This is a genomic window from Brevibacterium sp. VCM10 (assembly GCF_000583215.1).
GTDB classification, from domain to species: Bacteria; Actinomycetota; Actinomycetes; order Actinomycetales; family Brevibacteriaceae; genus Brevibacterium; species Brevibacterium linens.
Map to the genome: position 1 here is coordinate 68,163 of NZ_JAJB01000033.1, position 20,157 is coordinate 88,319.

The 20,157-nt window shown below is 64.0% G+C and carries 21 protein-coding genes; 13 read left to right on the plus strand and 8 right to left on the minus strand.

Annotation, left to right across the window (positions count from 1 at the left end):
* From AD89_RS0110635 to AD89_RS0110645, 3 genes are all read left to right on the plus strand, one after another.
* Entirely contained in the window at window positions 1–690 is a 690-nt protein-coding gene (locus tag AD89_RS0110635; protein ID WP_025778697.1) for a GNAT family N-acetyltransferase, read from the plus strand.
* Between the two features lie 202 nt (window positions 691–892).
* Window positions 893–1,603: a hypothetical protein gene (locus AD89_RS0110640; RefSeq protein WP_025778698.1), complete on the plus strand. Its 711-nt coding sequence runs from the start codon at window positions 893–895 to the stop codon at window positions 1,601–1,603.
* A gap of 147 nt (window positions 1,604–1,750) precedes the next feature.
* Window positions 1,751–3,058, plus strand: coding sequence for an FAD-dependent monooxygenase (locus AD89_RS0110645; RefSeq protein WP_025778700.1), 1,308 nt, complete (start codon window positions 1,751–1,753; stop codon window positions 3,056–3,058).
* A gap of 279 nt (window positions 3,059–3,337) precedes the next feature.
* Here the strand turns inward: AD89_RS0110645 and AD89_RS0110650 are convergent, their stop codons facing one another.
* The 5 genes from AD89_RS0110650 to AD89_RS0110670 form a co-directional block, all read right to left on the minus strand.
* Complete coding sequence (locus tag AD89_RS0110650) at window positions 3,338–3,778, minus strand: hypothetical protein (protein WP_231488584.1); 441 nt, start codon at window positions 3,776–3,778, stop codon at window positions 3,338–3,340.
* Window positions 3,775–4,878, minus strand: a complete 1,104-nt coding sequence (locus AD89_RS0110655) for an adenosine deaminase (protein ID WP_025778703.1) — start codon at window positions 4,876–4,878, stop codon at window positions 3,775–3,777. The genes AD89_RS0110650 and AD89_RS0110655 overlap by 4 nt, the downstream gene beginning before the upstream one ends.
* 35 nt (window positions 4,879–4,913) lie before the next feature.
* Entirely contained in the window at window positions 4,914–6,080 is a 1,167-nt protein-coding gene (locus tag AD89_RS0110660) for a BMP family ABC transporter substrate-binding protein (protein ID WP_231488586.1), read from the minus strand.
* A 120-nt stretch (window positions 6,081–6,200) separates the two neighbouring features.
* Window positions 6,201–7,373: an amidohydrolase gene (locus AD89_RS0110665; RefSeq protein WP_025778706.1), complete on the minus strand. Its 1,173-nt coding sequence runs from the start codon at window positions 7,371–7,373 to the stop codon at window positions 6,201–6,203.
* A gap of 145 nt (window positions 7,374–7,518) precedes the next feature.
* Window positions 7,519–8,628: a mannose-1-phosphate guanylyltransferase gene (locus AD89_RS0110670; RefSeq protein WP_025778708.1), complete on the minus strand. Its 1,110-nt coding sequence runs from the start codon at window positions 8,626–8,628 to the stop codon at window positions 7,519–7,521.
* A gap of 345 nt (window positions 8,629–8,973) precedes the next feature.
* Between AD89_RS0110670 and sdhC the strand changes: the two genes are divergently transcribed.
* The 6 genes from sdhC (at window position 8,974) to AD89_RS19940 (ending at window position 14,511) form a co-directional block, all read left to right on the plus strand.
* Complete coding sequence (sdhC, locus tag AD89_RS0110675) at window positions 8,974–9,351, plus strand: succinate dehydrogenase, cytochrome b556 subunit (protein WP_081770431.1); 378 nt, start codon at window positions 8,974–8,976, stop codon at window positions 9,349–9,351.
* A gap of 1 nt (window position 9,352) precedes the next feature.
* Window positions 9,353–9,802, plus strand: coding sequence for a succinate dehydrogenase hydrophobic membrane anchor subunit (locus tag AD89_RS0110680; RefSeq protein ID WP_025778711.1), 450 nt, complete (start codon window positions 9,353–9,355; stop codon window positions 9,800–9,802).
* Between the two features lie 9 nt (window positions 9,803–9,811).
* On the plus strand, window positions 9,812–11,572 hold the full coding sequence (gene sdhA / locus AD89_RS0110685) for a succinate dehydrogenase flavoprotein subunit (RefSeq protein ID WP_025778713.1): 1,761 nt from the start codon (window positions 9,812–9,814) through the stop codon (window positions 11,570–11,572).
* The gene (locus AD89_RS0110690; protein ID WP_025778715.1) at window positions 11,572–12,360 is read left to right on the plus strand and encodes a succinate dehydrogenase iron-sulfur subunit; all 789 of its coding nucleotides are present in this window, start codon (window positions 11,572–11,574) and stop codon (window positions 12,358–12,360) included. Before sdhA ends, AD89_RS0110690 begins: the two co-directional genes overlap by 1 nt.
* Before the next feature lie 375 nt (window positions 12,361–12,735).
* Window positions 12,736–13,974, plus strand: coding sequence for a D-alanyl-D-alanine carboxypeptidase family protein (locus tag AD89_RS0110695; protein ID WP_025778717.1), 1,239 nt, complete (start codon window positions 12,736–12,738; stop codon window positions 13,972–13,974).
* Between the two features lie 366 nt (window positions 13,975–14,340).
* Window positions 14,341–14,511 (plus strand): hypothetical protein, encoded by a 171-nt coding sequence (locus AD89_RS19940; RefSeq protein ID WP_155807412.1) that lies wholly within the window; start codon window positions 14,341–14,343, stop codon window positions 14,509–14,511.
* Between the two features lie 231 nt (window positions 14,512–14,742).
* Here the strand turns inward: AD89_RS19940 and AD89_RS0110705 are convergent, their stop codons facing one another.
* Window positions 14,743–14,940: a hypothetical protein gene (locus AD89_RS0110705; protein WP_025778719.1), complete on the minus strand. Its 198-nt coding sequence runs from the start codon at window positions 14,938–14,940 to the stop codon at window positions 14,743–14,745.
* 10 nt (window positions 14,941–14,950) lie between these two features.
* On the minus strand, window positions 14,951–15,100 hold the full coding sequence (locus tag AD89_RS19945) for a hypothetical protein (protein ID WP_155807413.1): 150 nt from the start codon (window positions 15,098–15,100) through the stop codon (window positions 14,951–14,953).
* 641 nt (window positions 15,101–15,741) lie between these two features.
* On the opposite strand from AD89_RS19945, the gene AD89_RS0110715 reads away from it, so the two are divergent.
* The 4 genes from AD89_RS0110715 to AD89_RS0110735 all read left to right on the plus strand — a co-directional run bounded on the left by AD89_RS0110715 (window position 15,742) and on the right by AD89_RS0110735 (window position 18,786).
* Window positions 15,742–16,230: an FBP domain-containing protein gene (locus AD89_RS0110715; RefSeq protein ID WP_025778721.1), complete on the plus strand. Its 489-nt coding sequence runs from the start codon at window positions 15,742–15,744 to the stop codon at window positions 16,228–16,230.
* 127 nt (window positions 16,231–16,357) lie between these two features.
* Complete coding sequence (locus AD89_RS20660; RefSeq protein WP_025778723.1) at window positions 16,358–16,786, plus strand: helix-turn-helix domain-containing protein; 429 nt, start codon at window positions 16,358–16,360, stop codon at window positions 16,784–16,786.
* A gap of 745 nt (window positions 16,787–17,531) precedes the next feature.
* Window positions 17,532–17,741 (plus strand): DUF3263 domain-containing protein, encoded by a 210-nt coding sequence (locus AD89_RS0110730; RefSeq protein ID WP_025778724.1) that lies wholly within the window; start codon window positions 17,532–17,534, stop codon window positions 17,739–17,741.
* Window positions 17,728–18,786, plus strand: coding sequence for a tyrosine-type recombinase/integrase (locus tag AD89_RS0110735; protein ID WP_025778725.1), 1,059 nt, complete (start codon window positions 17,728–17,730; stop codon window positions 18,784–18,786). Before AD89_RS0110730 ends, AD89_RS0110735 begins: the two co-directional genes overlap by 14 nt.
* Window positions 18,787–19,118: 332 nt before the next feature.
* On the opposite strand, the gene nrdF is transcribed toward AD89_RS0110735, so the two are convergent.
* Entirely contained in the window at window positions 19,119–20,090 is a 972-nt protein-coding gene (nrdF, locus tag AD89_RS0110740; RefSeq protein WP_025778726.1) for a class 1b ribonucleoside-diphosphate reductase subunit beta, read from the minus strand.
* Window positions 20,091–20,157: the final 67 nt, after the last annotated feature.

The following is a 20,157-nucleotide window of genomic DNA, read 5'->3' on the forward strand; positions in this document are numbered from 1 at the left end:
ATGCACGACGACCTCACGGATTTCCCGGGCGCACAGCCGCCTCGGCGAGAACCCGTCCACGGTCGATATGTCGACCTCGAACCCATCGATCCGACCGTCCACGGCGATTCGCTCTTCTCCGCGGTCTCGGCACCGGACGGGATCGAGGAGCGGTTCCGCTACCTGCCGCAGACACCGCAGACCGAACGCAGCGACTTCGATTCCTGGATCGCCGAGGCGGCCACGTCGTCTGATCCCCTCTTCTTCGCCGTCGTGGACCGGTCCACGGGGCGGGCCGAGGGCCGGCAGGCGCTCATGCGCATCGACGCCGCCAACGGCGTCATGGAAATCGGACACATCCTCTGGGGTCCGGGGCTGGCCCGGACTCGCGCGGCCACCGAGGCGCTCTTCCTCTGCGCCGATCTCGCCTTCGCCTCCGGTTTCCGACGGTTCGAGTGGAAATGCGATGACGCGAATGCCCCGTCGAATGCCGCTGCCGAACGCTTCGGGTTCACCTTCGAAGGGGTGTTCCGGCAGCACCTCGTGTACAAGGGCCGCAACCGCGACACCACGTGGTTCTCGATCATCGACAGCGAATGGCCGGCCCTGCGATCGGCGTATGAGCAGTGGCTCGACGAAGCGAACTTCGATGCCGCAGGTGCCCAGCGGAAGAGCCTGCGCGAACTCATCGCCGCAGCACGCCGCGGCTGAGTGGGCAGGGCCGGACGGCGCGGCCGGACGTCAGGTCTGTGGCGTCAGGTCTGTGGCGTCAGGACGCAGCCTCTCGCCCGGGCAGAGGCCTCGCGCCCGCCCCGCTTTCGCCGCCTCGCCGCGCGTCCACCCGGGCACGGGCCGTCGCGCACACTAGGCTGGAAGCGACACCATCTGGACGCTGACGACACCTCGAGGAACCATGCGACTTCGCCCCCTTGCCCTGCTGTCCGCCGCTGCGATTGCTGCCACGACGACGGCCTGCGTGGCGACACCCAACGAGACCCGGCCCCAGCCGCGCCCCTCGGTGAGCAAAGAAGAGGTCACCCCGATCGAGACGCCGGACGATGCACCGAAGGTGTCCATCGTCGATTCCTCGCCGGGTGGGGCGAAGGACACCGACCCGCTGTGGCAGGGCCTCGCCGAGGCGGCCGAGAAGAAGACCGAGGCCTACCTCAAGGTCTACGTGCACACCGGCAACCCCGAGGTTCCCGATTCCGGCGAGACGACCGTGACTGCCGACAGCCCCGACAGCGTCAGCGTCACCGTCGATGCGGACAACGTCGATGACGGGGCGTCCCCGTTCCTGCTCATCCACGGCACCTTCGACGTCGAGGAGATCGGGAACTCGTCCTACACGCTGACAACCGTCGACGACGAAGACATCCCCGAGCTCGACCCGAAGGGCCCGAACGACGAGAAGCGCTGCACCGCCGATGACGCTCAGGACCGCATCGGGCTGGCCGCCGATGACCTCGCCGAGGATCCCGGCCGTCGGGAAGAGTTCCGCCAGCAGTGGGGCGGCTCGCCTCGCGTGTGGTGGGGCATCCAGAAGACCGCCATCAGCCTCGGCGAAGAGGGCGGAGTCGCCGGCGACTTCCTCACCGAAGCCTGCGGCGAATACCTCCAATGATCTCTGCGCTCCGCCTCGGCCCGAGTTAAGTGGTGGCAGATTTCCATTCTGAGGCGGCGGGTTTTGGGCAATCTGCGCACACTCAAGGCGTACCGACGACCAGCCGGCGCCCTCGCCACCCGCCGTCCTGCATGCGACGATGACTCTATGAGAATCGCTGTCATCGGAGCTGGAATCGGCGGACTCTCGGCGGCCGTGGGACTGCAGAGGGCCGGCGCCGAGGTCACCGTGTTCGAACGTGCCCCCGAGGTGCGAGCCGGTGGTTCGGGGCTGTCGATCTTCGCCAACGGTCTCGCCGCGCTGGAGACGCTCGGCCTGCGCGAGGCATTCGATGCGGTGACCGACTCCAGTGTCGAAGGCTTCGCCGCAGGTCAGCGTCGCGCCGATGGTCGTTGGATCGCGCGGGTGCCCGACGAGGCCGTCGGTGCGCTGCGCATCGTCGACCGTGCCGATCTCCACCGCATCCTCCTCGAGGCGCTGGCTCCTGGGACTGTGCGCACCGACGCCGAGGTGGCCTCGGCAGCATCGGATGGGACGCTGACCTTCACACCCGTCTCCTCGCACCTCGATGCATCTGCACGTTTCGACCTCGTGATCGGCGCCGACGGTCTGCACAGCCGGGTCCGCACCGTTGTCGCCGGTGAGGCGGTGGCACCGCGGTACTCCGGGTATTCCGCGTGGCGGGGCATCACCTCGGTGCCGGTGGATCTGTCCGGCGAGGCAGGGGAATCGGTCGGGCGCGGACGCCGCTTCGGCATCGCCCCGCTGGCCGACGGCCGCGTCTACTGGTTCGCGGTGGCGAACATGCCCGAGGACGCGGTCTTCGCCGACGAGAAGGCCACCGCCCTGCAGATGTTCACCGGCTGGCACTCCCCCATTGCCGAGCTCATCGCCGCCACCGACGCCGAGGCGGTCCGCCGCACCGCGATCTCCGACCTCTCCCGCCGGCTGGCCAACTTCCACCGCGGCCGCGTCGTCCTCCTCGGGGATGCCGCACATGCGATGACGCCGGACCTCGGCCAAGGCGGAGGTCAGGCTCTCGAAGATGCGGCGACACTCACAGTCCTGCTCACCCCGCTGCTCGGGGAGTCTCCGGGATCTGGGGCGAGCCGGCTCGGACGAGTCGAAGAGCAAGCGGCCACAGGTGCGGGCACTCGCGCCGGCGCGAACCCGGACCACCGTGCGGGGCCTCGCACCGGCGCGAACCCGGACCACAATTTGGGCCCGAGCGTCTCAGTACCGCCGGACCTCGCTGCGGCACTGGGCCGCTATGACTCCCTGCGCCGCCCGCGGACGCAGTCGATCGCGCAGAAGTCCCGGCTCATGGGGCAGATGTTCCAACTCGAATCGCCGCTTCTGGCGGGGCTGCGCAATGCCGTCTTCTCCGCGGTTCCGTCGCGACTCAATGCCGCTCAGGCTGCGAGCGTCCAGAAATGGTCGCCGCCGCAGGTGTGATGCTGACTTGTTCCGACTGATCCGCGGGCCCGTAGCCGCGGTCAGCCCCGCTGACGCGAGTCAAGTGTGCGCAGATTGCCCGGCAGACGCCGGATTTTGGCAATCTGCGTACAGTTCACGCATTCTCTCAGCAGCGTCGGGCCGCCCCAGCTGCTCGAACTCGAAAACTTGGGTCGCGAACAGACACTCAGCGCAGAATACAGGTCGCTATCGGATACTTTCGAGGAGAAAAGTATCCGAAAGCGACCTATGTTCGGGCGAGTACCTGCTTGAACCGGCTCAGTCGGTCAGGGCGCGGTTGTAGGCGTCGACGACCGGGGGCAGGAAGAAGCCCATGATCACGGCGATCGCGGTGACGAGGCAGGCGAGTCCCAGCAGCAGGGAACCGCCGATGACGCTGAAGGCGAAGACGATGACGAGCAGCTCGAAGGCGATCGCCGCCGGACGCGCCCACCGGTGCAGGCGCCAGGCACCCCGGGCCGCGGCGCCGACACCCGCGGCGAAGATGAGGAACATGACGGCCAGACCGATCAGCGACGCCGCCAACGGCCCAGCGGTGATCGCCGTGATGACGAACGACACCGCCGCCCCGATCAGGGCCAATGCCTGGACGCCGAGGACGATGACGGGCAGCATCATCGCCCGCGGGGTCGGAATCCCGTGCCCCTCAGGCTCCGGTGACGCACCGGAACCTGCGGCCCGGCCATTGCGTGAGCTCAAATGGTCACCCGGGCGAATCCGGGGATGAGGATCTCATCGAGCATGCGCTCACGCACATCCAGCGGCAGGAAGGCCGCGGTCACAGCGTTGACCGTCGCCCATTCGAGGTCGGTCTGGTTCCAGCCGGCCTCGTCGACGAGCAGTCGCATCTCCCGTGAGACGGAGGTGCCCGACATCAGCCGGTTGTCCGGGTTGATGGTGACGGCGAAGCCGAGGTCCTTCAGTCCCGTGATCGGGTGGCCGGCGATGGTGCCTCCGATGTCGGTCTGCAGGTTGGAGCTCGGGCACAGTTCGAGCGGGATCTGCTGATCGAGGACCCAGGCGGCGAGGCTGCCGAGCTGGCCCTGACCGTCGACGATGTCCATGTCCTCGACGATGCGCGCACCATGGCCCAGACGCTGGGCATGGCAGATGGTGACCGCCTCGTGGATGGATTCCTTGCCGGCGGCCTCACCGGCATGGATCGTCACCGGCACATACGCCTGATGCAGAGCGTTGAAGGCGGAGAGGTGCGCGGACGGCGGGAAGCCGTTCTCGGGTCCGGCGATGTCGAATCCGACGACTCCGGAATCCGCGCCCTTCTCACGATGGCGGATGGCCAGTTCGGCGATCGCCAGCGAGTTGTCGGCCTGACGCATGGCCGTGATGAGCTGGCCGACGCGGATGTACTTGCCCTCGGCCGCCGCCTCGGAGACGCCGGCTTCCAGACCGTCCTGGACGGCTTCGACGACGGCGTCGAGTTCGAGACCGCCGTCGAGGTGCTGCTCGGGAGCCCACCGGGCTTCGGCGTAGAAGACGCCGTCGGCCACCTGGTCGAGGACCCATTCCTTGGCCACTCGGCGCAGGTTGTCCTCGCTCTGCATGACCGCCACGGTGTGCGAGAACGTCTCGAGGTAGCGGACCAGGTCACCGGAGTTCGCGGACTCCGAGAACCACCGACGCAGCGACTCGGCATCGGCGGCGGGCAGGGTGTGGCCGATCGAGTCGGCCAGCTCGATCATCGTCGACGGGCGCAGACCGCCGTCGAGGTGATCATGGAGGGAGACTTTGGGCAGCTGCAGGATGGGGTCGTCCGATGCGACGCCGGCGGGTACATTCATCACCGTCTCAGCTTATCCGATGCGGCGCGCACCCCTCATCCCTTCTCCGGGTCGATCTCCCCGCTCTTGATCCGCTCCCGCAGGTCCGTGATCCCCCGCCCGGCGTCGGAGACGCGGGAGAGGAATCCGTCCTCGGCGACGATCCGCACCCCGCCGTTGTCGATCGTGCCCTTGTACCGTCGCTCGCTGACTTCGAAGCCGCCGATCTCCTCCGGCTCCGTCTTCGGGGCGGGGGCCACTTCGTCGGGGTTCCTGCTCTGCGGCCAATCGGGGAACATCGTCCGCAGTCCGCGGCGCACGTTCGGCTCCACGGTGGCCACGATCGCCTTCGAGAACCCGCCTGCGGTGCCGTACCAGATCACCTTCGGCAGGCTCGGCCCATCGTCCCCGCCCTCCGGTTCCTCCGTGGCCGTGGTGAGATCGGTCCGCTTCTCATCCGCCGAGGTGACCACCCCCATCGCGGCCGCCGATCCGAACGGGACGAGCACGTCGACATCGGCATCGAAGGACCGCTCGAAGTACTCTTTCCCCGCGTCGCGGGTGTCGTCGATCGCCCGAGGCGAACCGTTCGCCGAGGCGACCCGTCCCGAGGAGGGACGGTAGGACTCCGCCTTCGGCAGGTCCTCGTCCTTCTCCTTGTTGTACAGGTCGACACCGGCGTCGAAGGCGGCGAGGATGCGGTCGGCCTGCGGGAATCCGTGCGCGACGACGATGCCGACCTTCCCCGTCTCCGAGGCAGTGGCCGCGGTGAAGCCGGCGATGAATGCCGGTGGGACGAGGTCGAAATCCATGCTCAGCACGTTCTTCGGCAGGTCGTCGGTACCGGGCGAGACCCCGAGGAACAGGTCATCGGGGTGAGCCGCGGCGAAGTCCGCGAGTTCGTCCGCTCCGCCGGGGCCGATGACCGTGGTCAGTGCACAGTCGTGTCTGTGCATCCGATCCAATGCCGCCGAGGTGGCCGACCCACCCGAGACGCGTTGACTCGAGGTGCCCGAGAAGACTCCGGCCCCGCGGGCCAGTTCCGTCTCCTCGAGGGTGAGTGCACCGGCGGAGTGATCGTCGAAACCGGCCGGGGCCGAGACGAGGCAGCCCAGCCGCTCCTCTTCGAGGGCTTCGGGGGCATTCACGGAGCAGGCGCTGAGCGTGAGGACGCCGACCGCGGCGAGCGCGGCGATCTGCGCGGTTCGGGCTCTCATCCTCATGGGTCCAAGATTATCGGCCCACCCTGACACGGCGTAATCAGGCATCGTCCGTGGCAGATCACGTGGCAGGCCAGAGGGCAGCAGCGGCCGACCGCGCGCGGGCAATCAGCCGCCGGGCCATCACCGGTCGCGGTCGAGGACCTTGAGCGCGGTGGCCGTGAACACGCGGGCGGCGATCTCCACGGCGCGTTCGTCGATGAGCAGATCACCCTGGTGGATGTCGTAGGTGATGCCGCCGGGGGTGCGGGTGCCCAGACGGATGAGCGCTCCCGGGCAGTGAGTGAGGTACCAGGCGAAGTCCTCCCCGCCCATGGACTGCGGGGTCAGCTGCACCGAGTTCTCGCCGAGTTCCCCGCGGACGGCGGATTCGATGAGGGTGACCTGGTCTTCGGTGTTGACCACCGGTGGGACGCCTCGGCGATGTTCGAGGTCGACCTCGACTCCGTAGGGTCCGGCGATGCGATCGACGAGCTCGGGCAGCACTTCGGCGACTTGGTTCCAGCCGTCGACGTCGAGGCAGCGCAGGGTTCCGCGCAGGATCCCCTCGCTGGGGACGACGTTCGCGGCATGGCCGGCGCTGATCTCACCCCACACCAGAGAGATCGCGTGGCGCGGGTCGATCAGCCGGCCCAGGGTCGAGGGCAGATCGGTGGCGAGTTTGCCCAGCGCGTAGACGAGGTCCTCGGTCAGGTGCGGACGGGAGGTGTGCCCTCCGTGACCGGAGAGGCGGATGATGACGGTGTCGCCGGCGGCGGTGATGGCGCCGATGCGCGAACCGACCTTGCCGATGTCGACGTTCGGGTCGCAGTGGACGGCGTAGACCTCGGGCACGTCGTCGAGCACGCCTTGGGAGATCACGCGCAGGGCACCGCCCGGGGTGACCTCTTCACCGGGCTGGAAGATCAGGCGCACGCGTCCGCCGAGTCCGCCGGGCCGTGTCTCGTGGATCTTCTGCAGGGCGATGCCGGCACCGATGAGTGAGGTCAGGTGGACGTCGTGGCCGCAGGCGTGGGCGACGCCGGGCACGGTGGACCGGAATTCCTCATCGATGAGGTCATCGACCGGCAGGGCGTCGATATCGGCGCGCAGCCCCACGGCCACCGGTCCTTCGCCGATGTCGCAGACGACTCCGGTGCTCTCGAGGCGCCGTGGCGTGAGACCGGCGGCCTCGAGGCGGGCGACGATCTTGTCGGTGGTCTCGAACTCCTGGAAGGACAGTTCCGGATGGGCATGGATGTCGCGGCGGAAATCGATGAGTTCAGCACCGATCTCAGCGATTGTCGAGCTGATCACGTCGGGTCCTTCAGTGCGGGGAGGTCGGGGATGGGCGATGTCGAACATTTCAAGCCATGCTAGGCACTCGATGTCATAAATGTGCCCATTGCGACCAATTTCGACATACTTCCCGCTCCACTCCCCCGGGAGCGCCGACTGTGGATCAGAGCAGTTCGTCGAGTCCGCGCTCACCGGCGAGGGACACAGCCTTCTTCACGTCCTGGGCGTGCGAGCGGGAGGTGATGAGCAGGACGTCGTCGGTGTCGACGACGACGAGGTCATCGAGCCCGACGATGGCCACCGTCCGCGGTCCTTCGGAGAACACGACTCCCGAGGCATCGACCTCGAGCAGGTCGGTGTTCCCGCCGATCGAGATCACTCCCCGCGGTTCCCCGGGCACCGGCTGGCGCAGCCTGGCCACCGAATCGAAGTCGCCGACGTCGTCCCAGCCGAAGTCACCGGGGATGACGATGACACGACCGGCTGCGGCTGCCGGTTCGGCCACCACATAGTCGATGGCTCGCTTCTCCAGTCCGGGCCACACGGCACTGAGGACCTCATCATGGTCTGGGGTGTCCCAGGCCTCGGCGATCCGGGCCAGCCCAGAATAGAGGGGCGGGTCCTCCTCGGCGAGGATGTCGAGCAGGGCGGAGGCCTTGGCGATGAACATGCCCGCGTTCCAGCGGTAGCGTCCGGAGTTCACATACTGACGAGCCGTGCTCGCCTCCGGCTTCTCCGCGAACGCCAGCGCCCGCCGGGCCGTGGGCGCCCCGTCGAGCCCGAGCAGGTCACCGGTCTCGATATAGCCGTAGGCCGTGGCGGGATTGCGGGGCATGATGCCGACCGTGACGATGTCTCCGGTCTCCGCGGCGGCGACGGCCTGATCGATGACGAGCCGGAATTCGTCGACGTTCGTGATCGAATGATCGGCGGAGAACGATCCGACGATGGCCTCGGGATCCTCGCGGGCGATGAGCATGGCGGCCAGACCGATGGCGGCAGCGGAATCCTTCGGGGAGGGTTCGGCGATGATCTGGCCGCGGGCGATATGCGGCAGCTGCTCGGCGACCTGATCGAAGTGGCTCTCGCCGGTGACCACCCAGACTCTGTCGTCGCCGACGATCGGCGCGACGCGGTCCCAGGTAGCCTGGATGAGGCTGCGACCGAGGCCGAGGACATCGTGGAGGAACTTCGGCGTCGCCCGACGAGACAGCGGCCACAGGCGCGTTCCGGATCCGCCGGCGGGGATGATGGCGTGGAAGTGCGTGTTCACGATCTCAGTGTCTCAGAGTTCGGGCACACCTTCCCCGAGGTTGCCCGCCGTGTCGGATGAGCCGATCCCCAAGGCTCCGGTGGGGATCTCCCCACCTCGGGACCGCCTCGGCGAGGGTGTGACCGTGTTCCCGGGCTGACCAGGTCAGAACGGGAACGAGACAATTTAGAGCACACGACTGTGATGTAAATGAAATTCCGTGAGACGGTGAATCCCAGTTTTGAGGGAATTGCCAGGGTTGCGGTGTGATCCGGGACGCTCAGCCGTGTCTCGACTGGCACGGAAGCGGTCTTCGGCGTAGTTTCTAGACGTACACACCCGAATTATCAAGATGGAGGATGCTCCGTGGCCAAAGCGTCTACGGGCACTCTGTACCGAGGAAACGAAGGAATGTGGTCCTGGGTCGCGCATCGCGTCACAGGCGTCGGAATCTTCTTCTTCCTTCTGGTCCACGTGCTCGATACTGCCCTCGTCCGCGTCTCGCCCGAGGCCTACAACGCAGTGATCGGAACCTACAAGACACCGGTCATGGCATTCGGTGAGATCGCGCTCGTCGCCGCCATCGCATTCCATGCGTTCAACGGTCTGCGCGTCATTCTCGTCGATTTCTCGAAGAGTGGCCCGAAAAATCAGAAGAAGCTGTTCTGGGGAGTCATGGTTGTCTGGCTCATCATCATGATCGCCTTCATTCCCCGCCAGCTGATGCACACCTTCGGAGGCTGACATGAGCACAACATCCATTCCGGCTCCGCGGACCGGCTACTCCCGGCACAAGTCGACGCGCTCGAAGTTCGAGATGTTCGCATGGCTGTTCATGCGCATCTCCGGCGTCGTGCTCGTCATCCTCATCTTCGGCCACCTGTTCGTGAACCTGTGGGCCGGCGACGGCGTCCAGGCCATCGACTTCGGATTCGTCGCAGGCAAATGGGCCAGCCCGTTCTGGCAGATCTGGGATCTGCTCATGCTGTGGCTGGCGATGCTGCACGGCACCAACGGTCTGCGCACCATCATCATGGACTACTCCGAGAAGCCCGGCACACGCATGTCCCTGCAGGTGATCCTCTACATCGCCTCGGTCATCGTCATCGTGCTCGGCACGCTCGTCATCTTCACGTTCGATCCCTGCCCGGCCGGAGCGGACCCCTCGGTCCTGGCTGAGTTCTGCAAGGCCTAAAGGAGAAACATGCAGGTACATCATTACGACGTCGTCATCGTCGGCGCCGGCGGCGCCGGCATGCGTGCGGCGATCGAGTCGGGCCAGCGCGCCCGCACCGCCGTTCTCACGAAGCTCTACCCCACCCGTTCGCACACCGGTGCCGCCCAGGGCGGAATGTGCGCCGCACTGGCGAACGTGGAAGAGGACAACTGGGAATGGCACACCTTCGACACCGTCAAGGGCGGTGACTACCTGGTCGACCAGGACGCCGCGGAGGTGATGGCCAAGGAAGCCATCGACGCCGTCCTCGACCTCGAGAAGATGGGGCTGCCGTTCAACCGCACCCCCGAGGGCAAGATCGACCAGCGTCGCTTCGGCGGGCACACCCGCGACCACGGCAAGTCGGCCGTGCGCCGCTCCTGCTACGCCGCAGACCGCACCGGTCACATGATCCTCCAGACCCTGTACCAACAGTGCGTCAAGCACGGCGTGGAGTTCTACAACGAGTTCTACGTCCTCGACCTCCTCATGACCGAGGTCGACGGGGTCAAGCGCCCGGCCGGAGTCGTGTCCTACGAACTGGCCACCGGCGAGATCCACGTCTTCCAGGCCAAGTCGGTCGTCTTCGCCACCGGCGGTGTCGGCAAGGTCTTCAAGACCACCTCGAATGCGCACACCCTGACCGGTGACGGCATGGCCGTGACCTACAACCGCGGGATCCCGCTGGAGGACATGGAGTTCTTCCAGTTCCACCCCACAGGCCTCGCCGGCCTGGGCATCCTGCTCTCCGAGGCGGCACGTGGTGAGGGCGGCATCCTCCGCAACTCCGAGGGTGAGCGCTTCATGGAGCGCTACGCCCCGACGATCAAGGACCTCGCTCCGCGTGACATCGTGGCCCGTTCGATGGCCAACGAGGTGCGCGAGGGCCGCGGCTGCGGACCGAACAAGGACTACGTCCTGCTCGACCTCACACACCTCGAACCCTCCCACATCGACGAGAAGCTGCCGGACATCACCGAGTTCGCCCGCACCTACCTCGGTGTGGAGCCCTACACCGAGCCGGTGCCGGTCTTCCCGACCGCGCACTACGCGATGGGCGGCATCCCGACGAACATCGAAGCCGAAGTGCTCGCCGACAACGACACCGTCATCCCCGGCCTCTACGCCGCCGGTGAGTGCGCCTGCGTGTCCGTGCACGGTTCGAACCGTCTGGGCACGAACTCGCTGCTCGACATCAACGTCTTCGGCAAGCGCGCCGGCATCGCCGCTGCGGAATATGCGCAGACCGCCGAGTTCGTCGAGCTGCCCGAGAGCCCGGAGACCGAAGTCGTCGAGATGCTCGAGAAGATGCGCACCTCGGACGGCACCGAGCGCATCGCGGCGATCCGCAAGGATCTGCAGGACATCATGGACGCCAACGTCCAGGTGTTCCGCACCGATGAGACGCTGCGTGAGGCTCTCGACGAGATCGCCAAGCTGCGCGAGCGCTACAACAACGTAGGCATCCAGGACCGCGGCAAGCGCTACAACCTCGATCTGCTCGAGGCCGTCGAGCTCGGCTTCCTGCTCGAGCTCGCCGAGGTCATCTCTGTCGCCGCCATCCACCGCAAGGAATCGCGCGGAGGACACTTCCGCGAGGACTTCCCGGATCGTGACGACGAGAAGTTCATGCACCACACGATGACCTACCTCGATCCCGAAGCGGAGACCGACGGCATCAAGGGCATGCGTCTGGAGACGAAGCCCGTCATCGTCACCCGTTACCAGCCGATGGAGCGTAAGTACTGATGAGCACCGATACCACCCCAGAGCCAGCGTCGAAGATCGACCTGCCGACCCACGTGTCGGGCGAAGGCGGAACCATTCCGTCCTTCGACTGCACCTTCCGGATCGCTCGTTTCGACCCCGAGGTCGATTCGGAGCCGCACTGGGAGGAATACAACGTCACGATGTACGGCACCGACCGCGTGCTGGATGCCCTTCACAAGATCAAGTGGGAGATCGACGGTTCGCTGTCCTTCCGCCGGTCCTGCGCCCACGGCGTCTGCGGTTCCGATGCGATGCGCATCAACGGCCGCAACCGCCTGGCCTGCAAGACGCTGCTCAAGGACCTCGACACGTCCAAGCCGATCACCGTCGAGGCGATCAAGGGCCTTCCGCTCGAGAAGGACATGATTGTCGACATGGAGCCCTTCTTCCAGTCGTACCGCGAGGTCATGCCGTTCCTCGTCACCTCGGGACACGAGCCCACGCGTGAGCGTCTGCAGTCGGCCGAACAGCGTGAGGCCTTCGACGACACCACGAAGTGCATCCTCTGCGCAGCCTGCACCTCCTCGTGCCCCGTGTTCTGGACCGACGGCCAGTACTTCGGTCCCGCCGCGATCGTCAATGCGCATCGTTTCATCTTCGATTCGCGTGACGAAGGCGGAGACATGCGCCTGGAGGTCCTCAACGACAAGGAAGGCGTGTGGCGCTGCCGCACCACCTTCAACTGCACCGAGGCCTGCCCGCGCGGCATCGAAATCACCAAGGCCATCGCCGAGGTGAAGCAGGCGATCCTGCAGCGCGCGTTCTGATCGCGTAAGCGCAAGTCAGACTGCTGCGGCCCCGCACCACACGGTGCGGGGCCGCTTTCGTCTGCGTCCCTTCTGAGCGGGCTGGCGGCCGTCTAGCGGGACCTCCTCGGTGGGATCGGGCCGCCTCGGTGGTGGGAACAACTTCCTCAAATACACGGTTGAAGTCAGACAGCACTGATTTGAACATGTGCTATTGGACTTCAACTGTGCTTTTGCGGAAGTGGTCCAGTCGAGGGTGGATAGACCACATTTGAACGTGGGCTATCCGCTTCAGACTGGGCTGCCGGCGGACGCTCGCTTCTCGTGTGGGCCGCCTCCAAGAGGGTGAGGGAATCCTGAGGACGAGCTGCCTGCGGCGAAAGTAGACTGGGGCGCATGCGTTTCACCCGCTCGACTGCTTCCTCACCGCGTGCCGCGCTCCTGCGCGTCCTCGGCTTCGCTGCCGCGCTGCTGGTTCTTCCCGCCCAGCTCGTCCACTCCCCCGCTCCCGCGCAGGCAGTGTCCCAGCCGGCGGAGTCGACAGCACCGGCGTATGTCAGTCCCGACGACCTCGGTGACGGTGCGAAGCCGCCGAAGCCGACGGGCACGTCCTGGCTTGTCGGCGACCTCGACTCCGGGGAGCTGCATGTGGCGAAGAAGGTGGAGAAGCGGCACGCTCCGGCGTCGACGATCAAACTGCTCACGGCTCTCGCGCTCGTCGACGAGTTCGACGACAAGAAGAAGAAGGTGACCGCCGAGTTCGAGGACATGGAAGTCGATGGGACGAAGGTCGGCCTCATGCAGACGAACAAGTACTCGATCGATCTGCTCTTCCACGCGATGCTGATGTCGAGCGCCAATGATGCGGCGAATGCTCTGGGTCGGGCAGTCGGCGGGCAGGACAAAGCCGTGAAGCTGATGAACGAGAAGGCCGCGGAACTGGGCCTGTCGAACACACAGGCGAAGAACACCTCGGGCCTGGACGCGAAAGGCCAGTACACGACCGCCGAGGACCTCATGAAGCTCGCATGGGCGGTGCGTGAGGACGACTACCTGATGAAGGTCATCGGCACGGAGACGTACAAGTTCCCGGGCGGGACGAACCCGGAGACGAAAGAGAAGTTCAAAGGCTACGAGATCCAGAACCACACGAAGATCGTCGGCCAGGTCGACGGCGGGCTGGGCCTGAAGAACGGATTCACCCGGGCCGCGAAGGGTTCGTATGTGGCCGTGGCCGAGCGTGACGGCCACCGTGTGGTCGCGACGATGCTCGGCATCGACAACAACTCGCGTCAGGTCGCCGTCGACCTGCTCGAATGGGATTTCGCCCAGACCGACCCGAAATCGCTGCAGACCGTTCCCGTCGGGGTTCAGGCCACCGCCGAGGCGGTCCCCACCGCCACCGGCAGCTCGAGTGATGCCGGGGGCGCGGATTCGGATGCGAGCGGTGCGGCGGATTCCCAGGAGTCATCCCAGGAGTCAGATGATCCGCAGCCGTCGATGACGTCCCAGGCTGTTGGTGTGGCGCTGGACAATCCCCTGGCTCTCGTCCTTCTGGCCGGCGGTATCGTGCTGTTCATCGCCACCGTCGCGCTGTGGGTGCGAGTCCGGGCGCGGATGCAGGGCCGTCGCTGACGACGCGATGCCCGACCTCGTCAAGGGTCGGTCGGAGCGCGGACTCGGTGCCGCCTCGGCGAGGATATCGCGAACCTGAGTGGAACTGTCTGATCCGAATTGGACAATCGTCGATCGGACGCGATACGATCAGTCCTTGCGTTCGAAGTAGTCCGCATTCATCGAACCGATCGTTGCGTTGCTCCTGACGACAAACTTGTGAAGTCGTAGGCCCCGATCATGGTTCGACCTTGCAGATGAATGTTCCGGACACTGTGTCTCTTCGAATCGCAGATCCCCATGGCGATCACCCAATCGCCGTATCGAGAACCTGAAGAATAGCGCGCGTCGATGCCTGCTATTCACAACTGAAGAAAGGAGGGAACCATGTCTGAGTTCCCACAGTGGGTCCAGCGCGGACTCGCACACGCAGGAATGATCGATCCCCGGATCAGCCGTCAGGCTCCTGGTGAGATCACCATCGAGGATGCGACCGGCCGAGTTGTGCTGTTCACCGGCACCTCGCTGCGTGAGATCACGCCGATGGCCGCCGCCTGATACGAACCTCGGTCACCCTGATCTGCAGGAATCAGCACGGCCCCGATCGGGTCGGCCTGATCCCGACTGATTGAGAAGACGCCCACTTGCTGCCGGGTTTTACGCAGCAGGTGGGCGTCAGTCATTCACAGCCGCATCGACCACGGCATATGCTCATGGCAAATACCGAATCGGCCCAAACCGAGCTTATCTGCTCGGTTTGGGCCGATTCGCCATCTGTGGCGCAAGGACTCAGAAGTCCCAGTCGTCGTCTTCGGTGTTCTCGGCCTTGCCGATGACGTAGGACGAACCCGAACCGGAGAAGAAGTCGTGGTTCGTTCTCCCGCCGAGGTCAACCGTGTGGTCGTTGAATTCCCGCGGCGGCTGGGTGGGGTGTGCCTGGGTTGAATGTGGGTTGATTTGGGCGAAGTGTGGGCAATTTCTGGGCAAGCGTGGGCATTCACTTCCCCTCCGACCACACATCGTCCGGCATCAGCCATACGCCGATCGTCTGGACTCGACGGTCCTTGATCTCAACGTAGATCGCACCATCGAAACCGAGCCGCGTCGCGGTGCCGTCGAGCCGCACTTCACCGTCCCGCTCGAACACGACACGAGCACGGGCCGGGATGGGTGGGCGACGCTGGAACGAACCGCGAGCGCCAGCATCGTTGCGGATCTTCTGCCAATAACGCCAGGTCGCTGTGCCGTAGTCCGGATTCGATTATGCGTTCTATTCTGCATCCGCCGTACTCCACCCACAGCCAAAGGCCGAACCGGACACGAGCGCACGCGAACTGAGCTAGCACCGACTTCCCAGCGAAAGCATCGATGCCAGCAGTACGCAACAGAACCATGTTGAACCAGTGATGCGGACTTGGATATAGTCAAACTCGGAAACTATCGCCGAACCACCTGAAATCTCAGGAAGAAAGGGATGGTGGCCCTCGTGGCCTGCTTCTAGTCCTGCTGCCCTAGAATCACCCGAACTCCGCATTCACAGCCGGTCGGGTGATAGGTGACTTGTGCCTAAACACAATCGACCTAGCTTCTACCCATTCCCTGTTGCCGTAGCTGATTGCCACGTTAACCATTCTCAGTTAGCCACTCGCGTTCACCGGTCATGCTTGGTGCAAACAAAGCCCGCCTGCACTTCCAAAGAGCTACCCGCAAGATTGCCCGAAGGCTAAACTGCACCGGCTTCACGGCTATTCAACTTCAGGCAACTACTGAAATCAGAGAAAGCCAGTCATGCAGCAACTCAATGCCACTCAGATTAAGAAGTCCTTTATCAACACCTCTCGCCGCGAAGTGGAAAAGATCACGCTGCCGCCTAATCTCGCTGAGATCGAGTGGGCGGAGCTCGACTACTTTGGTTGGGCTGATGCGAAAATTCCTCAACGGGCCTATATTGTCGTTCCGGTGGATGACGTCCCACGCGGACTGATGCTCAGGGCAGTGCCCATGGCGAAGTCTCAAGCGATGTGTAGTTGGTGTGAGGATCTGCACGAGACCACCGGCGTTCGGATGTTCACAGCGAAGAAGGCCGGGCCTTCGGGAAGAAACGGCAATTCGCTCGGGACGCTCATACACGGCAATTTCGAATGCTCCGAGATCGTCAGGAATCCTCCTCGTGCAGTCGAAAGTCACAATGACTTCGAAGCCCATGTGTCAATGCGCGTCGACAAACTGAACGAGCGTGCCACCAGCTTCGTCAAGAGAGTGCTAGGCGAAAAGTAGTCGCTACTCAGGCCCGTCAAGCCACGGCGATCCCGCCATGAAACAACGTAGGCCCCCACCGTGGTTACGGCGGGGGCCTACGTTGCATCCGCTACCCTATTGCCATGCCCTCAACGATGAGCCCAGCATGACAACGTGCGCCGCAGTGTGGTGTGGCTGGGATGCGGTGGCGCGTGGATTGTGCAAACGTTGCTATGACCGGTACCGGCGCGGCATCAGCCCTATCTCTCCAACCAAGCGTCACGCGTTAGCCGAGGACAAGGCGCGCCTGCACGACGAGATTACACTGCGCCGAGAGGCCGGGCAGAGCATTGCCGACATTGCGGCCGCCGTCGGGGTGAATACGTCAACGGCGAGTAGGTGGTTGCGCGAGTGGGAGGTCGAAGTTGGACAGCGCGAAGATGCGAGAGCTGCGAACCTGTGGCGGCCCCGGGCGCGAGACGACATTGAGTTCGCGGTGAAACGCACCGATCTCACGGTCGCGGAGCGGGCTGCGGCGTTGGGTCGGTCGGTGTCGGCTATCCAAGAGGTGGTTCGAAGTAAGAGAGAAGGATAGTCGCTATTTTCCCCGCCACCTACTGGTTCTTAGTCTTTAGATCTTTCCTGAACAACTTCACCGTTGTATCGATCTGAGAATTGTACTTCTCCCAGTACTCTTCCCAAGTCGCGAAAACGCCCCACCGCTACAAGACGGTGGGGCGCGTTCGGAATCAGTGCCGGGGCTGGTAGTCCTCCGGCGGCGGGGTAGCGTCGATCTCGGCTACGGCGAGCGCTTCGTATCCGTCGTCGGTCGTCGAGTGGTTCGTCTTCCGTGTCGTCGGGGGTCGATTTCTTCCGCGGTGTCGGTGTCTCCGACGTGTTTGGTGACGATGGTGTTCGCGGCTGCGGTGAGTCCGAATGCGCCGCCGATGTAGAGGACGAAGTTGGTGGTTACGGCGTGTCATTCGGGGACGTTGTCGGGGCCGTAGGCGGTGGCGATTGCGCCGAGTGCGACGCCGATGAGTGCGTAGGCGCCGTAGACGGGTTTGCGGTATTTCGCTGGGATGATGTCGTTGAGGGGCGTGGGTCAGCCTTTCAGTGTGCGGTTGGTGACGGAGGTGATCTTCGCGGTCTTCGAGTTCGTCCACACCTGGATGCGGAGACGTTCGGACCGGTCACCCTCGTTGACGTCTTCAAATGGGCGCACAACGCTTACAAAGCGGCCGACGAGCTGTGGGTGACTCCGGAAGTGCTGGAGGACCGTCTGAGGGTTCTGCACCCTCACGAGAGACGTCTGCTCGCGCTGATTGGAGCAGCCCGCCATGGATGACCTCGGAAAACAAGTGCTCGACCTTGAAAGCAAACACCCGAAATACGGCGGGGCGAAGGATCATGCGATCCGGAAACGGTTCGGGTTCTCCGCCACCACCTACTTCCAGATTTTGAATCGGCTCCTCGACGACCCCGAAGCGGCAGGGATGGAACCGGTGCTCATCAACGGACTACGGAGACTCAGAGATGGCCAGCATTGAAGCCTACGACACGAAGAAGGGTCGCCGGTACAGGGTTCGGTACACCAAGCCCGACCGGAAGCCCACGGACCGGCGCGGATTCCGCACGAAACGCGAGGCCCAGGTCTTCCTCAACACCGTCGAAGCGTCGAAACTTGAAGGCACCTACGTGGACCCGACGAGGGGAAAGATCACTGTCGAGAAGCTCCGAACGCACTGGTTGAAAACTGTCAGCGTCAAGGAATCATCGAAAAGGGTGTACGACACCGCGTTGCGTGTTCACATCTACCCGAAGTTCGGCGCACTACCCGTGAACGGGGTATCCCGATCGAACGTTAGAGAGTGGGTTGCGAAGCTGTCGGAGAAGCGAGCTGCCAGGACCGTCCGCAGGGCACACTACGTCCTCCAAGCAGTTCTTCAGACGGCGGTCGACGATCACCTGATCCCGCGCAACCCCGCCAGCGGTTTCAAGAACTTACCGTCGCTGACTCACCGGAAGAACGTATACCTCACCTATGAGCAGGTAGAGAAGGTAGCGCAAGCTGCGGATGAGCATCACTTGCGTGCTCAGGGCGGCCGGTACGGGTTCGTAATTTACATTGCCGCATACATGGGATTGCGGTGGAGCGAGATCGCGATCCTGACACCGGAGGACGTCGACCAGGAGGCCCGGCGCGTGCGGGTTCGCGCCGAAGTGTCGAAGAACAGCAGGGAACGGTCAGTCGGGTATCCGAAGTTCATGCACGATCGGTTCCGAGTTCTCACGCTGAAAGCCGCCCCCGCCGGTCTCCTCATCCCCGATTTGGCTGAGCCGAAGAATCAGGAGTCATGGTTTCTTTCTGTGCGGAAGAAGGCCAAGCTTGACGAGGGGTTCGTGTTTCACGATCTACGCCACTCCGCGGCATCGTTTGCGGTATCCGCTGGCGCTTCGGTGAAGGTCGTGCAGAACATGCTCGGTCACTCCTCCGCAGCCATGACCTTGGACGTGTACTCGGATCTGTTCGACACCGATGTGGATGATGCGGCCGAGCGGATTGACCCAGCTCGCAGTGCGCGGCTCGCGTGAAGCTTTCACGATAGATAGAGTGGGCGTGAGAACGAATTGCACTTCGTTCTCACGCCCGGTTGGGGATCCTGCAGACGGATCAGTACTTACTTCTTCTTGGGCTTATGAACGACGGTCGTCCGCGGATTGCGGGCGGCCGTCGACATCTTCACAAAGCGTCCAGTGATAGCACTGCGCGCATGTCCCTTCTTAGCCAATCTCAATTCACCTCCCCTCAAACTTATATATGGGCAGAGACTGGGCAGACCGTTCTCAGTCAGCCCAAGTCTTCGCATACAGTGCGGGCCCACTCACCTCAGAAATCAAGGCGAGCAGGCCCGTCACCAGCAGGTTTAGAAGTCCCAGTCGTCGTCTTCGGTGTTCTCGGCCTTGCCGATGACGTAGGACGAACCCGAACCGGAGAAGAAGTCGTGGTTCTCATCGCTGCCCGGTGAGAGAGCCGCGAGGATCGCCGGATTGACCTTCGTGACCTCCTTGGGGAACATCGCTTCGTAGCCGAGGTTCATCAGCGCCTTGTTGGCGTTGTAGTGGAGGAACATCTTGCAGTCCTCCGACAGGCCCACCGAATCGTAGATGTCGTGGGTGTAGGCGACCTCGTTCTCGTAGAGCTCGAACATGAGGTTCATGGTGTAGTCCTTGAGCTCCTGCTTGCGCTCCTCGGACTGCGATTCGAGACCCTTCTGGTACTTGTAGCCGATGTAGTAGCCGTGCACGGCCTCATCGCGGATGATCAGACGGATGAGGTCAGCAGTGTTCGTCAGCTTGGCGTGTGCCGACCAGTACATGGGCAGGTAGAAGCCCGAATAGAAGAGGAAGGACTCGAGCAGCGTCGAGGCGACCTTGCGCTTGAGCGGATCGTCTCCTCGGTAGTAGCTGAGGATGATGTCTGCCTTGGACTGCAGGTACTTGTTCTCACGCGACCAGCGGAAGGCCTCGTCGATCTCCTTCGTCGAGCACAGGGTCGAGAAGATGGAGGAGTACGACTTCGCGTGGACGCTCTCCATGAACGCGATGTTCGTCAGCACAGCCTCTTCGTGCGGGGTCACCGCATCCGGGATGAGCGAGATCGCCCCGACAGTGCCCTGGATCGTATCGAGCAGGGTCAGACCGGTGAAGACGCGCATCGTCAGCGTCTTCTCATCATCGGTCAGAGTCGCCCAGGACTGGATGTCGTTGCTCAGCGGGACCTTCTCCGGCAGCCAGAAGTTGCCGGTCAGGCGATCCCAGACCTCATCATCGATCGGATCGACGACGCGGTTCCAATTGATGGCATCGACATGCGATGCCAGAGTCAGATTCTCCAACGCTTTCTCTCTTCCCAAAGTGCTGTTCGTCGTGAGTACGAGTTGTCTGCGCGGCAGACGAAAGTCA

What these genes read in the sequence shown, in the direction of transcription:
- sdhA (WP_025778713.1), top strand. Translation starts at nt 9,812, where the DNA reads ATGCAGGTACATCATTACGACGTCGTCATCGTCGGCGCCGGCGGCGCC.
- AD89_RS19940 (WP_155807412.1), top strand. Translation starts at nt 14,341, where the DNA reads ATGTCTGAGTTCCCACAGTGGGTCCAGCGCGGACTCGCACACGCAGGA.
- AD89_RS0110645 (WP_025778700.1), top strand. Translation starts at nt 1,751, where the DNA reads ATGAGAATCGCTGTCATCGGAGCTGGAATCGGCGGACTCTCGGCGGCC.
- AD89_RS0110635 (WP_025778697.1), top strand. Translation starts at nt 1, where the DNA reads ATGCACGACGACCTCACGGATTTCCCGGGCGCACAGCCGCCTCGGCGA.
- AD89_RS0110735 (WP_025778725.1), top strand. Translation starts at nt 17,728, where the DNA reads ATGGCCAGCATTGAAGCCTACGACACGAAGAAGGGTCGCCGGTACAGG.
- AD89_RS0110680 (WP_025778711.1), top strand. Translation starts at nt 9,353, where the DNA reads ATGAGCACAACATCCATTCCGGCTCCGCGGACCGGCTACTCCCGGCAC.
- AD89_RS0110695 (WP_025778717.1), top strand. Translation starts at nt 12,736, where the DNA reads ATGCGTTTCACCCGCTCGACTGCTTCCTCACCGCGTGCCGCGCTCCTG.
- AD89_RS0110640 (WP_025778698.1), top strand. Translation starts at nt 893, where the DNA reads ATGCGACTTCGCCCCCTTGCCCTGCTGTCCGCCGCTGCGATTGCTGCC.
- AD89_RS0110690 (WP_025778715.1), top strand. Translation starts at nt 11,572, where the DNA reads ATGAGCACCGATACCACCCCAGAGCCAGCGTCGAAGATCGACCTGCCG.
- AD89_RS0110730 (WP_025778724.1), top strand. Translation starts at nt 17,532, where the DNA reads ATGGATGACCTCGGAAAACAAGTGCTCGACCTTGAAAGCAAACACCCG.
- AD89_RS0110655 (WP_025778703.1), bottom strand. Translation starts at nt 4,878, where the DNA reads ATGAATGTACCCGCCGGCGTCGCATCGGACGACCCCATCCTGCAGCTG.
- AD89_RS0110715 (WP_025778721.1), top strand. Translation starts at nt 15,742, where the DNA reads ATGCAGCAACTCAATGCCACTCAGATTAAGAAGTCCTTTATCAACACC.
- AD89_RS0110660 (WP_231488586.1), bottom strand. Translation starts at nt 6,080, where the DNA reads ATGAGGATGAGAGCCCGAACCGCGCAGATCGCCGCGCTCGCCGCGGTC.
- AD89_RS20660 (WP_025778723.1), top strand. Translation starts at nt 16,358, where the DNA reads ATGACAACGTGCGCCGCAGTGTGGTGTGGCTGGGATGCGGTGGCGCGT.